The 14,427-nt window shown below is 53.6% G+C and carries 11 protein-coding genes; all 11 read left to right on the top strand.

Going from position 1 to position 14,427, the window contains the following annotated elements; genetic code table 11:
* Positions 1 to 291 precede the first annotated feature (291 nt).
* Positions 292 to 1,410 carry a mandelate racemase/muconate lactonizing enzyme family protein gene (locus AC506A_RS16970; protein WP_495462195.1) on the top strand — a complete coding sequence of 373 codons (1,119 nt, stop codon included), beginning with the start codon at positions 292 to 294 and terminating at the stop codon, positions 1,408 to 1,410.
* A gap of 15 nt (positions 1,411 to 1,425) precedes the next feature.
* Positions 1,426 to 2,211 carry an SDR family NAD(P)-dependent oxidoreductase gene (locus AC506A_RS16965; protein ID WP_495462194.1) on the top strand — a complete coding sequence of 262 codons (786 nt, stop codon included), beginning with the start codon at positions 1,426 to 1,428 and terminating at the stop codon, positions 2,209 to 2,211.
* A 67-nt stretch (positions 2,212 to 2,278) separates the two neighbouring features.
* The gene (locus tag AC506A_RS16960) at positions 2,279 to 3,316 is read left to right on the top strand and encodes a zinc-dependent alcohol dehydrogenase (protein WP_495462193.1); all 1,038 of its coding nucleotides are present in this window, start codon (positions 2,279 to 2,281) and stop codon (positions 3,314 to 3,316) included.
* Positions 3,316 to 3,642, top strand: coding sequence for a cupin domain-containing protein (locus tag AC506A_RS16955; protein WP_495462192.1), 327 nt, complete (start codon positions 3,316 to 3,318; stop codon positions 3,640 to 3,642). The genes AC506A_RS16960 and AC506A_RS16955 overlap by 1 nt, the downstream gene beginning before the upstream one ends.
* Positions 3,643 to 3,762: 120 nt before the next feature.
* Positions 3,763 to 4,767, top strand: a complete 1,005-nt coding sequence (locus AC506A_RS16950) for a DUF4432 family protein (protein ID WP_495462191.1) — start codon at positions 3,763 to 3,765, stop codon at positions 4,765 to 4,767.
* A gap of 637 nt (positions 4,768 to 5,404) precedes the next feature.
* Positions 5,405 to 7,108 carry a stalk domain-containing protein gene (locus AC506A_RS16945; RefSeq protein WP_495462190.1) on the top strand — a complete coding sequence of 568 codons (1,704 nt, stop codon included), beginning with the start codon at positions 5,405 to 5,407 and terminating at the stop codon, positions 7,106 to 7,108.
* A gap of 27 nt (positions 7,109 to 7,135) precedes the next feature.
* Positions 7,136 to 7,849 carry a hypothetical protein gene (locus AC506A_RS16940; RefSeq protein WP_495462189.1) on the top strand — a complete coding sequence of 238 codons (714 nt, stop codon included), beginning with the start codon at positions 7,136 to 7,138 and terminating at the stop codon, positions 7,847 to 7,849.
* A 145-nt stretch (positions 7,850 to 7,994) separates the two neighbouring features.
* Positions 7,995 to 9,044, top strand: coding sequence for a zinc-dependent alcohol dehydrogenase (locus AC506A_RS16935; RefSeq protein ID WP_495462188.1), 1,050 nt, complete (start codon positions 7,995 to 7,997; stop codon positions 9,042 to 9,044).
* 672 nt (positions 9,045 to 9,716) lie between these two features.
* Positions 9,717 to 10,568 carry a helix-turn-helix transcriptional regulator gene (locus tag AC506A_RS16930; protein ID WP_495462187.1) on the top strand — a complete coding sequence of 284 codons (852 nt, stop codon included), beginning with the start codon at positions 9,717 to 9,719 and terminating at the stop codon, positions 10,566 to 10,568.
* Between the two features lie 21 nt (positions 10,569 to 10,589).
* Complete coding sequence (locus tag AC506A_RS16925) at positions 10,590 to 11,597, top strand: Gfo/Idh/MocA family protein (protein ID WP_495462186.1); 1,008 nt, start codon at positions 10,590 to 10,592, stop codon at positions 11,595 to 11,597.
* Positions 11,598 to 11,634: 37 nt separating this feature from the next.
* Complete coding sequence (locus tag AC506A_RS16920; RefSeq protein ID WP_495462185.1) at positions 11,635 to 14,427, top strand: alpha-L-rhamnosidase-related protein; 2,793 nt, start codon at positions 11,635 to 11,637, stop codon at positions 14,425 to 14,427.

Below are 14,427 nucleotides of genomic sequence, written 5' to 3'. Positions count from 1 at the left end.
AGAGTAAGACCCACTTGATGGTGCCCGTGTAACCGGATAAATCTTAGTATACGTGGAAAGCCGAAAAAAAGCACTTTGTTTGTATTTTGTTGACAATCTACAATAAACAATGTCGGTAAATATTGTTGACAATATTTCGAGCCCGGAACTACAATAAGCTTATTCCAATGTAAGCGCTATACTATGAAGTTGATTATTGCAGTCATATTGCCGATATTTGCAGGTTGGCGGTTATTAATACGATGAACATTTTACGGCATGAAGACACTACGCGAGCAGGGGGAACCAGCAATGAGAATTACAGAAGTGGAATCGATTTATCTGCGTATTCCGGATTTGGATGCTGAGAAGTGCGATGGCACGCAAGACACGCTTATGATCCGCATTCATACGGATGAAGGCATTACCGGTTATGGTGAGGTTGACTCTGTTCCGCTCGTGGCGAAGGCTGCCATTGATGCACCGCCTTCCCATTCCATTGCTACGGGACTTCGCTCGCTTCTAATTGGTGAAAACCCGCTTGAGATCGACCGTTTATGGGACAAAATGTACCGGGGTACCATTTATTTCGGCCGCGGCGGTCCGGTGATGCATGCCATGAGCGGCATCGATATGGCGCTGTGGGATATTGCGGGCAAGAAAGCTGGACGTCCGGTGTCCGAAATGCTCGGCGGCACGTACCGTTCCAAGCTGAAAGCCTATGCAAGCTCGCTTATGCCTGACACGATTGAAGAAGCGGTTCGCCTGGCAGGGCATTTCGCATCGGAAGGCTACAAGGCGATGAAGTTTGGCTGGGGGCCGATCGGCCGCGATCCGAAATTCGATGAGCAGCAAATTCGCGCCATCCGTGAAACCGTGGGCGAAGACATTGATGTGATGATCGACGGCGGTCTGGCGTGGGATCTGAAAGGCGCACTCCGCATGGCGGAAGTGTATGAGAAATACGGCGTGTTCTGGCTCGAGGAGCCGCTTCATCCGGAGGATCTGATCGGCTATCAGGAGCTGTCCAGACGGACGACGCTTCGCATAGCAGGCGGCGAGCAGGAGAGCGGCGTGACCGCGTTTCGCCGGTTGATTGAAGATGGCGGACATGATATTGTCCAGCCGGATTTGGGCCGCTGCGGCGGATTGACCGAAGGTAAACGCATCGCGTACATGGCGCATGAGCGTCATAAGCTTGTTGTACCGCATGCGTTCAAGACAGGGATTCTGGTTGCGGCGAGTACGCATTTTGCTGCGGCGATTCCGAACGGCTTTATGATCGAGCATACCGCTTCCACATCTCCGCTTGCACGTGAATTGGTTTCGGAGGCGATTGAGTTTAAAGACGGCTACGTGTACGTACCGGATCGTCCGGGTCTTGGCGTGAGGGTCGATGAAGCAGTCGTGGAAAAATACCGCGTAAAATAGGAGGCTTCATCTCATATGGCGAAAGCGGGCAGGTTTGACGGCAAGGTGGCGCTCATTACAGGCGGCGCAACAGGTGTCGGCTATGCAACGGCGTGCCGCTTGGCCTCGGAAGGCGCGTCGGTCGTCATTACGGGACGCCGCACGGATGTCGGAGATCGTGCTGCTTCGGCGCTGGTCGAGCAGGGTTATCGCGCTAGGTTTATCGCATGCGACGTGTCGGATGAACCGGCGGTTGCCGCGATGTTCGCGCAAGTGGAGAGCATCTACGGGCAGCTGGATATTCTGGTGAACAATGCGGCAACGTTTGAGCCGATGCGATTCCTCGGCGCGGAGATGAAAGACTGGCGCAAGGTGTTCGACATTATCGTGAATGGAACCTTCCACTGCACACAGGCTGCGGCGCGCATGATGACGGATAAGGGGATTCGTGGCTCGATCATCAATGTATCCTCGATTAACAGCAGCCGCGCGCTGGATGAATCATCGAGCTATAATGCGGCGAAAGGCGCGATGGACCAACTAACGCGCAATACGGCGCTGGAGCTGATTGATGTCGGTATCCGCGTGAACTCGGTTGCGCTCGGTTTTATCGAGACGCCGATGTCGGTGGTGGATGGCGTGAAGGAGCATGAGACGGACTGGTTTCAAGATATCTATGTCGCCCGCGGCAAAATCGCCCAAAGGCGGCAGGGGCAGCCGGAGGAAGTGGCCGGCGTTATCGCATTCCTTGCATCGGAGGATGCGTCTTATATGTGCGGCGCCGTTATTCCGGTTGACGGCGGATTGTCGATAACCTTTTAACAAACGAGAGTGGTGCGGGAGAATGGGCTCCTTGCGCCTCTTTAATCCTGAGAGGAGATTAGAGGCTATGCAGGCACTTATCTATGAAGGTCCGAAGGAAATGAATATAAGGGAAGTCGAAGCGCCGGTGGCAGGGGAAGACGAAATTGTCATTCGGGTCGCTTTTAGCGGGATATGCGGCTCGGAGTTAAGCGGCTTCTTGGGCAAAAACTCACTTCGTAAGCCTCCGATGATCTTCGGCCACGAGTTCTCCGGCACCATTGCCTCCATGGGCAGCCGTGTTGAAGCCTCCGGCGCTTGGTCGCTCGGGCAGCGTGTCACGGCGAATCCGCTTGTGACCTGCGGGCATTGCGACAAATGCGCGAGCGGCAAGCAGCAGCTGTGCGTCTCGCGGAAGCTGCTTTCCGCGGCGCTGCCCGGCAGCAACGCGGAATACGTGAAGATTCCGGCTGCGTTTGTCTATGCGGTGCCGGATGGGATGACGCTGCAACAGGCAGCGCTTGCGGAGCCTGTTGCATGCGCTGTACGTATTGCTGAGCTTGCAGCTGCGAAGCCGACGGACAAGGTGCTCATTATCGGCATGGGGCCGATTGGACTTCTGGCTCTGCAAGCCGTACTGCAATATGGGGTTCACGAAGTGATTGCCGTGGACATGAATGAGGATCGCCTTGCGATTGCACGACGTCTTGGCGCGAAGCACGTGATCTGCCCAGCCGGTGTGGATACGCTGGAGGAAGTGAAACGGCTGACCGGCGGCAGCGGAGTGAATATTGCCATTGACGCTGTTGGCGCGGGGCTGACACGCAAGCAGTGCGTGTTAGCTTGTGGAACCGGCGGCCGTGTTGTTTTTACAGGGCTGCATGAGGAAGAATCTGCACTGCCGATCAACATTGCGATCCGCAGCGAGATTACGATGACGGGCTCTTTTGCCTATTCGGCTATGAATTTCCGTACGGCGCTTGAGTGGCTTGAGGAAGGCCGCGTCGGACTTGATGAAGGTGTAGTAGAAGCGCCGCTTAGTGAAGGCGCGAAGTGGTTCGAGACCTTGCTCGGATCGCCGGGCAACGTGTCCAAAGTATTGCTTATTCCCGGAGGTGTATCGTAATGCCGCGTTTTGATGAATGGCACTCGCCGATTGCCGGCATCAGCCGCAAAATTTTCCCGCCGGGCAAGTCGATCATGAGCATGATGCTTACGCTCGATTCAGGCTCGATTGGGCCGGCTCATTCACATCCGCATGAGCAGCTTACGTTTGTTATCAGCGGCAAAATCGCCATGACAATGAACGGCGAAACGACGATCGTTAGTGCAGGTGAGCAAATTCATGTGCCAGGCGATGCGGTGCATGAGGTGAAGGCGCTGGAGGATACAGTGATGATTGAGAATTTTACGCCGCTGCGTGAGGATTTGCTGGCTACGATAACGGAGTAGGGCGAGCTAAGGTGGAGTTGTGGTCGGTAGGCGAGATGAGAGGCAATTTTGAAGCCGACATCGAAGTCGAGCTTGCAGTGTAGATCGCAGTAATCTGTGAGGCGAAAAGGGGAGATGCTTATGACAGTCACGGTGGATACCAATTGGACGTACAACGACCTTCGAACGGTGCTGCTGGAGAATGAGCTGCTCCGTGTCATCATCATGCCTGACTTAGGCGCGAAAATATGGCAGATCACGTTCAAGCCGCGCGGCAAGGATCTGCTGTGGCATCATCCCCGAATGAAACCGAGAAAGCTCGCGCTGCATACCGTCTATGACGATCATTTTTTCGGCGGCTGGGATGAATTGTATCCGAATGATATCGCGGAGACAATTGATGGCGAGATGTTCCCGGATCACGGGGAGATTTGGACGCTGCCGTGGCAGTACGCGCTGGAGCGAGTGGACCCTGAAGAAGTCACGCTGCACATGTGGGTAGAGACGCCAATCAGTGCAACGCGACTGAGCAAGCGGGTTACGCTTCGCGCCGGTGAATCGAAGCTGCGATTCGCGCATACGATTACGAATCTCGGTCGCAAACCGCAGCCTTACTTGTGGAAGCTGCATGCGGCAATGGCAGCCGATGAGCATTCGCGGATTGATTTGCCTGCCCGCACCATGGAGATGGAAGGCTTTGGATCGCCGCGTACAGGTAAAACTTCGTACAGCTACCAGTGGCCTTATTCCGAGGACGACGCTGGCAAGGTGCATGACATGCGCCAGGTGCTGCCGCATTCGTCAGGCGTCAGCGAGTTCCAATATGCCACGGACATGCAGGCTGGCTGGTGCGCTTTGACACATACGCGGGAAGGCATCGGGTTTGGCCTGAGCTATGATAACCGTGTGCTGCCGACATGCTGGCTGTTCGCTTCCTATGGAGGATGGCGCGAGCTGCAAACCGTTGTGCTGGAGCCATGTTCCGGCTATCCTGTCGGCTTGCAGGATGGACTGGATCGCGGGACGCATCAAGTTTTGCAGCCTGGGGAGACGGTGTCTTGCATCGTTATCGCTACGGTGTATGAAGGATTGACCGCTGTCGAGCATATCGATGCAGACGGCGAAGTGACGGGCACGGCAAGTTGAGCAACCCTATCGTTGCTAAAATGCTACCTCTAGCACAAAGGGGTAGTTGAAGGTTAGCTGAGAGTAGGATTTTCCTACTCTCGGCTATTTTTATGTGCTGATATCGTGCTGAGAGTCAGATTTTCCGCCTCTCAGCCTCAAAACCGGAGTGATTGTCCGCTGAGAGTTTGATTTTGGAACTCTCAGCTGTCTTTTAGTGTTGCATTGGTGCTGAGAGTCGGATTTTCGGCTTCTCAGACGCCGAGTAAGGGGTTAGTTCGCGGAATGCCAGCTGAGATTCTGATTTCCGACTTTCTCAGCGGAAGACCGGTGCGAGAAAGGAGCGAATATGGAGCGTTGGCGGCAACGAGAGCGGTATATCCGCTATCGAGGTCGCGATTAGGCTAGTTTGAACGCTGAAAGCGGCATATCCGCTCTCGGCGGGGGAAAGGTGCGAGAAAGGAGCGAATATGGAGCGTTGGCGGCAACGAGAGCGGTATATCCGCTATCGAGGTCGCGATTAGGCTAGTTTGAGCGCTGAAAGCGGCATATTCGCTCTCAGCGAAAGTCCGGCGCGAGAACGCCATGTAACTTTTCCCTACGAGCGCCGTCTATAGAGATGATGATCGCAAACGAGAGCTGAGAGGAGCATGTCGCAATGAAGTTATGGAAACACACCACGCTTGCGCTGGTGGCTGCTGGGCTGTTGATGTCCAGCACCGCGGTAGCCTCTGCACAAGCAACCCCGGATCCGAATACGAGCTACGATGGCCAAACGATGCCGGCTGTGTCGAATAAGGTGCCTTTTGCTAAGCCGATTTGGACGATTGAACTGGACAAACCTACGGTAGAGAACAGCTATCAAGCCCCGCTTGTCATCGACAACGGCATATTTTACATCATCAAGTCGGGCGTGCTGCAAGCGCGAACGATACAAACCGGCAAGCTGCTCTGGTCCTACGGCACCAAGCTGCAGGCAGGAGCCATTCAACTACTAAACGGCAGCCTATACATAAGCGGGCAGGACGGAGCGGTCTATCAAGTGGCTGCCAAAACAGGCACTGCCAAGAAAGTATATCAGGCTAATAAGAAGTCGACATTCAGCCAATTTAAGGTGGAAGGGAGTACGCTGTATTTTGCCTCCTCGCTTGGGCTTGTCTCGGTCAATCTTGCAACAGGTCATGAGAAATGGCGCAACACGGACGTGAACAGCATTCCTGAGAAAGTCGGCAGTAAGCTGCTCGTACTGGCGATGGAATTCGGCGCGATAACGGTGACGACAACGTATGCCATTGACGAAACTACCGGAAAAACCATTTGGCGACTGGCGGGCAGCCACTCGCATGTGCTGAAGGTGGATGGGGAGAAGCTTTATTTTGAAAACGATTGGCCGAAGAACGATACCACCAAATTTCTCGTAGACTTGGACGTCGTTGATCTGCAAACGGGCAGCGTCATGGCTACCCAATCTTTTGTCCCCATCAAGCAAGGGGAAGACCCGATGTACCAGTACGCAACGAAGTTTGTGCTTGAAGGCAATGATGTCTACGTGTCCACCAAGGACCATCAGGTCTACCACTATAATTTGAGTGCCGACCCATCGGTTGTAAAACCGGAAATTATCCAGGATGACGGCACTTGGATCGCTGGACCCTACAACGGCAAACTAATTTATAAGAACGGAGACAACATCGGTCTGCATGCGCGCAAAATAGTCGATCATACGCCGGTTTTCTATCAGGGACTGGACAATCCGGCTAGCCGAGTAGATCTAATTGATTCGGGTCTGTATGTGGGGCAGACCGATGGAGAGGTGTATGCGCTGAACGTTGCGACAGGCAAAGCCCTTTCCCGCTATCAAACATCCGCTCGGACCTATGGTCCTTTCCAGGTGGCGGGAGATAAGCTGCTTGTGCAGGCAGAGGGTAAGCTCTATGCCTTTACGCTTCCGACCGAACTGCGCAAGCCGATCAGCGGCAATGGACTGGGAACCGGTGCTTATACGAAAGCGGATGCCAGCCTCTCTATCGATGGCCAGCTCAAGAAATTCGAGCCCAGCATGATGACAACCGGCAATCGGATGCTTGTTCCGCTTCGTTTTCTCGTGAGCGAAATCGGGGCTAAAACCAGCTACAATGCACAAACCAAACAAACAACCGTCACGCGCGGCGACCGCTCGATTATTTTGGCGGATGGAGCTCCTTTCGCAACCGTGGGAAGCGGGCAGACCCCGTTGTCTTTTGCGCCTGTTGTGCTCAGCGGCAGCCTATACATCCCAGTCAGCGATATCGGCAAGCTGCTCGGAGTCGAAGTGAAGTGGAACGGGGGAACGAGAACGGTTGAAGTAAACACGAAGGGTTAGCGATGCAATCATGTTGGAGATGATGATATGAAGAAAATGATATTTTCGCTCCTGCTGCTGCTTGTTTGCCTGGCTGGGTGCAAGAACGAAGAAAGTTCCATTTCGCTGGCTGATGTCAAAGAAATCGCAGGCCATTATGGGATCCCCCTCGTACCGATACAGGGCGGTAATCCGGAGGCTGTATTTTCCAGGAAGTACAATGGCGTCACTCCGAGCCGTTTCTTGGTGGATACGAAGCAGTCGATTAGTATCTATATTTATCCCTCCCAAGGGGAGGCTGTTAAGGGGATAAAAGATTTCGAAGATAAGACGGCGACTGCCGATGTAGTTCCACATACCCGCTATCAGATCAACAATGTCGTGCTCTATGACATCACGGATTTCCAGTCGAACAGGGATCGTATAGCGAAGGTGGTTCAGGATCTGCGTGGTTATGCTGCTGTGCCCGATCCACCTTTGGAACTGACGGAATCGAGCAAAGCGAAGTATCGCGAAATCGCTTGGGCAACGGTTGAAGAGGGGCAGCGCAAGCATGTGACGGGACGCAGCACAGATGCCGTAGTGACAACGATCATTATGAACAATCAGTGGATTGTGCCCAATAAGGATCGTACGAAGCTCCGCTACCATAAGCTTGTTACCGTGACGTTCAATACCGATCAAGACGGGCTGCTCGGCCCCATTGTTGTGGTTATTAATCCTGCTAATGATGAGGTGGAAGGCTATTACCCAAGGTATTAATTGTCGTATATACACTCTTCTTAACCACCTGTAGAAATGACAAAAACCGCTGGCGTTCGGAGATGGAGCGTTCAAACGGTGAATGCTACGATAGCTTCAGGTTCAGGTTCGACTGGTGAAAGTTGAGAAGAGAGGGATGACAATCATGACGGCACAACGTTTGGACTTCATTGCTCCGAAGGAAGTTGCTTTTGTAGAGCTTGAGAATAGTCAGCTGGAAGCGAAGGAAGTAAGACTTACGACGCTGTACTCCGGCATCAGCGCCGGAACGCAATTGATGGCCTATCGCGGTATTAATCCTTTTGTGAAAAAACAGTTCGATGGGGAACAGCGGATCTTCACGGAGCGCACCGAGGAAGCATCGTCCTTGTATCCGGTACGCGGCTGCTGGGGTTATGAAGAGGTCGGCGTCGTATCGGAAATAGGTTCGGCGGTTAGCGGCATTAAGGAAGGCGATGTCGTATATGGAACATGGGGACATAAGAGCTCGCATGTCGTGACAGAAGACTTCGCGCGCGATCATCTGCTGCCTAAAGGTCTCGATCCGCTCGCAGGTATTTATTCGCAAATGGGCGCGATTGCGCTGAACGCGATTCTGGATGCGGATATACACATCGGGGAAACGGTCGCCGTCTTCGGACAAGGCGTGCCCGGACAGCTTGTTGCTCAGCTGGCTAGGCTGAATGGAGCGGAAGTCATAGCGATCGATTTGGACGATTATCGGCTGGGGTTCTCCGAGCAATTCGGAGCAGCGCATACGATTAACTCGCGGAATTGCAGCGACGTGGCGAGCCGCATCAAGGAACTGACGGGCGGCAAAGGAGCAGATATCGCGATTGAAATTTCCGGCGCTTCCGGTGCATTGCACGAAGCGATTCGCTCGGTAGTCTACAATGGCCGAGTGGTGACTGCGGGCTTCTATCAAGGCGGAGCGAAGGATCTCTACCTCGGCGAAGAGTTCCATCATAACCGCGTGCAGTTGATCGGTTCGCAAATTAGCGGCATTAACTTGCAGCTGACGAATCGCTGGGATCGGCTGCGTATGGAACGGACGATTATGGAGCTGGCGTTATCGGGTCGCCTCAAGTTGTCAGAACTAGTTACGCATCAAGTGGCGTTTGAAGAAGCGGCAGATGCGTACCGGATGCTCGATGCCAATACGGAGAAATCGTTGCAGGTGGTACTGAAATTCTAGTGGTAGTGATTGAAAACTCCGGCGCAGTTGCCGGAGTTTTTGTTTAGGCGGTGGGCTGGGACTGGTGGGAGAGGTGAAAGGTTGCATGTCAAACACGATTTCCCAGCAGGCTTAGCTTAGCAGCGGTTTGGCAGCTCCTGAGTTAGATATGCACCCACGCTAACGAACCGTAGAGGTCTTATTTCAACCAATTGGCCGGCTTTGAAATTCTAACGAACCGTACAGCCGTTATTTGGTGTCAAATCGCCTACTTTCGTTGCAAATTCACACAATAAGGCTCCTTCAATTCGTTAGATACAGAAAGAGGCTAATTTTGCGGGAATAAGGCCTGTAGGATTCGTTAGCGCCAAACAAAGGTGAAACTTCGGAGATTATTCCCTAGCTCTTGCTGCTGGCGCCAAGACTCGGGAAAACCTCCCGCACTTTTGCGCTTGCACCAAGACAGGAGCTCTCCTCGAGCTGTTGGTGCCGATTCAAATCCTCGGGAAATCTCTCCCGTGGGTTTCGGCACGATCAAGACCTCGGGGAAAACTCCCCAAGGTCTCGAATCACCAGTGGACGGAAATCCCCCCGCAGCAGACAGTTTTCCCTCACGAGGTCAACCAAGCTGTTTGTATAATAGATGTATAAACAGCCCATGCCTCATCCTATGGGGCAGTGAGGAGTCTTACCATGACGAACAATCACCCGTGGCTTCCGGTTATTGAGAAAGCCTCGCTTCATATGCTGGAGCATGATTTGCACAGACGAACCGAGCTGCGGCAAGTGAACCGCAAGCTCCCTTTCTATATTGCTTCTTACATCAAAGAAGGTTCTTGCAGGCTCCATATTGCAGGCAAAGACTATTTTGCAGGGCCTGGGGACGTCGTGCTGATTCCCCCTTACGAGCTGCACGATCATGTCAAAGACACCAATGAGGAAACGGAATTCCTCTGGTGGCATTTTACGCTCCAGGTTGCAGGCTGCATCGATGCCCTGCAGGCTTTTCGATTTCCGGTTATTTTTCGATTGCCGCAGCCGGCGCAGTTTGAATCGGTGTTCCATGAATATAGCCGAATTGCAGGCGGGATGAGCTCGCTGTCGGGCAGCCTGATGAAGAAGGCCAAAGCGCTCGAGCTTGTTGCCATTCTGATCGACGCGGCCATCCATCATCCGGATGTGCTGCTCAAAGCGGAGCATTCCGATCCGTTCATGAGCATCATGACGGAGCTGTTGGACAATCCGGAGCGCCGAATCGACCTTGCGGAGCTTGGCAAACGTTATTATATGCATCCCACTTACATTGCGGAGCGCTTCAAGAAGCTGTTCGGCATTACGCCGACGAGGCTTCAATTGCAGCTTCGACTTCGCAGAGCGAAGCAATTGCTGGAAACCGAGAGCCGCCCGATCACGGAGATCGCGCGGTTGACCGGTTATGAGGACATTGATGACTTCTCGCGCTTTTTCAAAAGCAAAACAGGCCTATCCCCGCTCAAATACAGGACAAGCCGATTGGCGGGAGGAGCAGGCAGCCAGTTCAATTAACCCATTGGAGGAATTATAGATATGGTAAAGACGATTCGAGTCGGTATAGCAGGACTTGGCATGATGGGACAGATGCACACGCGTAATTTGCTCACATTGCCAGGAGTTGAAGTTACTGCGGTTTGCGGTACCACGCTTGCAAAGGCTGAAGCGTTCTGTGAATCTCATACAGGCGGTGTGGCAAACGCCTATGAAGATTTCAACACGATGCTGGAGAATGAAACGCTTGATTCGATATATATATGCCTTCCGCCTTATGCGCATGATGGCCAAGTGGAAGCGGCGGCGAGCAAAGGCATTGCGGTCTTCCTTGAGAAACCGATTGCGCTGAATACTGACATTGCCGAGCGGATGACTGCGGCGGTAGAGGGAGCGGGCGTCGTGTCGCAGGTTGGCTATCACAACCGTTTCGGTGCAGCGGTAAAAGAGCTCAAACGGTTGATCGAGGACGGTACAGCAGGCGTTCCTACGCTGTTCGATGGCCGCTACGACTGCAACTCGCTGCATTCGTCTTGGTGGAGAGACCGCAGCCTCTCGGGTGGACAAGTTTTCGAGCAGGCGATTCACACGTACGATCTGGCGATGTATTTCTTGGGTACGCCGGATAAGATCAGCGGTTTTACAGCGAATTTAAACCATCGCGAAGCTGAGGGCTACACGGTTGAGGATACGAGTGCGGCTGTTATTCGTTTCCGCTCCGGGGCGATGGCCTCCATCACGGCTTCCAACTGTGCTGTCCCGGGCGAATGGAACAGCAGCTTTACGGTCATTTGCAGTAAATTGACCGCTTACTTCACAAGCGCGAACGATGCGGAATTTGTGTTTACCGGCGGATCGGAGCCAATCCGTCAAAGCTTCGATTCCAAGCTCGATGTCTATGCAGATGAAACAGTCGCATTCATCGCGGCATTGCGCGGCGAAGGACCGGAGGTTTGTCCGATTCGAGAAGGACTTCGCAGCTTACGATTAGTTGAGAATGTGATGCAGTCAGCCGATGATGACGGCAGACAGATCACTTACGTCGAATAAGAACGAACAATTTTGGGGAAAAGGTGTGTGTACACTCATGCAGGCAAAAGCGATTTGGTACGATGAGTCCGGACAAGGACGCAATCTTTATGCAAGGTTCAGACTGACGCTGGATTTGAAAAGCAAACCGGAGAACGCGATTCTCCATTTGTTCGCGGATACGACTTACCAGCTGTACGTTAATGGTAAGTATGTCCGTTTGGGCTCGCTGCGATTCGATCCCCAGCATCCGGTGTACGACTCCCATGACTTGAGCGGTTTGCTTCACGAAGGTCGCAATGTGATCTCGGTCCAGGTCAACTATGTGGGACACAAAACGTTCATCACGATGCTGTCGCAAGCCGGTTTCACGGCTTGGGGCGAAGTTGCGCTTGCAGGCGGCGAGCGAATCGATCTTGCGACAGGAAGCGCAGCATGGAAAACGTCCTCGGCTCAGGCTTATCGGTACGCGGCCAAATCGAGCCTGTTCTTGAAGGCAGGCGATCTCTATGATCAGCGTCTGGAGGAAGCAGGGGATTGGAGCGGGATAGCATTCGACGACAGCAGCTGGCTGAGCGGAGTAGAGCTCTCGAATCAACAAGCTTGGGGAGAACCCGAAGCACGGGGAATCCCGTATATGTCCGGTGAGCCGGTTCCGGTAGAACGCGTGCTGCATCTGATGCCGCTTGAGCCGCAAGAGCTACTCTGTTCGTTCAGCGTGCCGATGCCGCATGTGAATGAAATTCATGAGCCGGAGATGACCAGCCGATTTATGGCGGTGAAGACTTGGATTTATTCACCGGAGGACGTCGTCATTACGATGGGACTGTTCTATCAGAACAGCTGGATCAACGGAGAGACGATTGCCAAAGGCCTGTATGCCGATGACAAAAGCATGCGTCTGAATCACCGCGTAAGTCTGCGCAAAGGCTGGAATTCTTATTTTGCCAAATGTGATTCGCTTCAAGATATGTATCACCATTACCTCGCGCTGCCTGAAGGTTTCGGGCTCGTCGTATCAGCGGATCGTGATCCCGAAGGTACAGTGATGTTCTACCGTTCACCTGTTGTCTCGCATGACCTGTACGCTTCTGCGCTAAGTGGCCGTGAGCTGCCTTTTGCAGGTAGTGACGAACTCGCGGATGTTGGCGGCTGGATCGAAGTCACGGTTCATGAGCAAGGCGAGAGTCCGACGATGTCCACGGGCTGGGACACGTACGGCAATGCTTTCGAATCGATTGATGGGAATCAAATGGCCGATCGCGTATTCTCCTTGGCCGACTATCCGAACGGCTTCTCTTTACTGCTCGACTTAGGCTTGACTCGTCTTGTTCTTCCGCGTGTCGTGCTTGAAGGTGCTGGCGGTGCAACGATCGACTTGACCTATGGCGAGCACTTGAACGCGGACGGCAAGCATCTGCGTCATTATCATTGGTATGGGCTTGGGGACAGAGCTTATGGTGACAAACGGTGTGCGCAATTGGATTGGCGGCTGACGCAGCCGAGGGGCTTCCGCTACGTGCAGTTAACGGTACGCAGTCCGAAGCAAGATGTGGTGCTGCGAGGACTGGAGCTTGCATCAGCCAGCTACCCGGTGGAGACAAAAGGGACATTCCGCTGCTCCGACCCGCTGCTTGAGCAGATTTGGGAGATGGGTGTTCGGACAGAAGCGGTTAATATGGAGGATGCCTATACAGACTGCGTGACGCGCGAGCGTGGGCAGTACATCCGCGATACTATTATCCAATACCATAACAATTTAGCGGTTTTCGGCGATCATGCGCTTATGCGGCGCAGCCTTCAGCTGATGGGGCAATCGCCGGATGCGACGGGTAAGTTCAGAGCGGTCTATCCGAATACAGGCGACTATACGATTTCGGATTTTGCGCTGAATGCGTTGGAAGGCTTCTGGGCGTACTATGAACAAACCGGCGATGCGCAGTTGGTAGAGACGTACTGGGATGCGATTCAGCATAACCTGGCTTGGTTCCATGAGCTCGCTGATGAGCGGGAAGATCTGCTGCTCGATGCGGAGTGGGATGTGAAGCGCGGCATTAAGGCGCATTACGGCGGGTTCCATGGCGATCTCGCAATTGTGAAAGGGTACTTGGACATTACAGGCATTCACTGCGTGTTTAGCTGTACGTATCTGATTGCGCTCCGCTCCGCGGCTAAGTTGGCCGAGGCCATCGGCAGGCAGGAGGAAGTCGGCGAGCTGGAGCGCAGAATTGCTATTGTAGAGCGAGCGATCCGCGATACGTTCTGGGACGAAGAGCGCGGCTGCTACAGCGATAACGAGCAGAAGCTGTCGCATTCGGCGCATGCAAGCTTGTTCGCAGCACGCGCTGGCGTGCTGACGGCAGAGCAGCTGGAGCCGGTGCGCGCACATGTACGCAGCGATTTGAAGTCACTGTTCGTCAATGGATATGGGCCGGAAGACGGCGTGTTTGTTTCTCCGAGCTTCTCCTTTTATATTTTCGAAGGACTGTATTTGATTGGTCTTACGGACACGGCGGAGCGGATGATGCGCCAAGGCTGGGGCTGGTTCCTGCAGAAGGGACTGAAGCAGACGCCGGAGTATTACGATCTGGGACAAAGTCTATGCCACGCATGGTCGGCGTGTCCGACTTACTTCATGTCCACGCATGTGCTTGGCGTTCATCTGCCCACGATTGAGAAACCGGATGAGGTTGTCATCCATGTGCAGACTGCTGAGGTAACTGAAGCTGAAGGCGCTGTGCCGCACGCGCTCGGACTGATTGAAGTGAAGTGGCATACCGACGAGAATGGCGCGCGTGTCTTCGACTACGTTCGCGTTCCGGAAGGATTGAGAGCTACGATTGTAGAGTAA

It is taken from the genome of Paenibacillus sp. N22P23 (assembly GCF_059383735.1).
Note: the sequence above shows the minus strand (reverse complement) of the source record. Positions and strands in the feature narration are given on the sequence as shown.

Coding starts and splice junctions, on each gene's coding strand:
- AC506A_RS16935 (WP_495462188.1), top strand. CDS start 7,995: ATGACGGCACAACGTTTGGACTTCATTGCTCCGAAGGAAGTTGCTTTT.
- AC506A_RS16930 (WP_495462187.1), top strand. CDS start 9,717: ATGACGAACAATCACCCGTGGCTTCCGGTTATTGAGAAAGCCTCGCTT.
- AC506A_RS16920 (WP_495462185.1), top strand. CDS start 11,635: ATGCAGGCAAAAGCGATTTGGTACGATGAGTCCGGACAAGGACGCAAT.
- AC506A_RS16945 (WP_495462190.1), top strand. CDS start 5,405: ATGAAGTTATGGAAACACACCACGCTTGCGCTGGTGGCTGCTGGGCTG.
- AC506A_RS16965 (WP_495462194.1), top strand. CDS start 1,426: ATGGCGAAAGCGGGCAGGTTTGACGGCAAGGTGGCGCTCATTACAGGC.
- AC506A_RS16960 (WP_495462193.1), top strand. CDS start 2,279: ATGCAGGCACTTATCTATGAAGGTCCGAAGGAAATGAATATAAGGGAA.
- AC506A_RS16940 (WP_495462189.1), top strand. CDS start 7,136: ATGAAGAAAATGATATTTTCGCTCCTGCTGCTGCTTGTTTGCCTGGCT.
- AC506A_RS16950 (WP_495462191.1), top strand. CDS start 3,763: ATGACAGTCACGGTGGATACCAATTGGACGTACAACGACCTTCGAACG.
- AC506A_RS16970 (WP_495462195.1), top strand. CDS start 292: ATGAGAATTACAGAAGTGGAATCGATTTATCTGCGTATTCCGGATTTG.
- AC506A_RS16925 (WP_495462186.1), top strand. CDS start 10,590: ATGGTAAAGACGATTCGAGTCGGTATAGCAGGACTTGGCATGATGGGA.
- AC506A_RS16955 (WP_495462192.1), top strand. CDS start 3,316: ATGCCGCGTTTTGATGAATGGCACTCGCCGATTGCCGGCATCAGCCGC.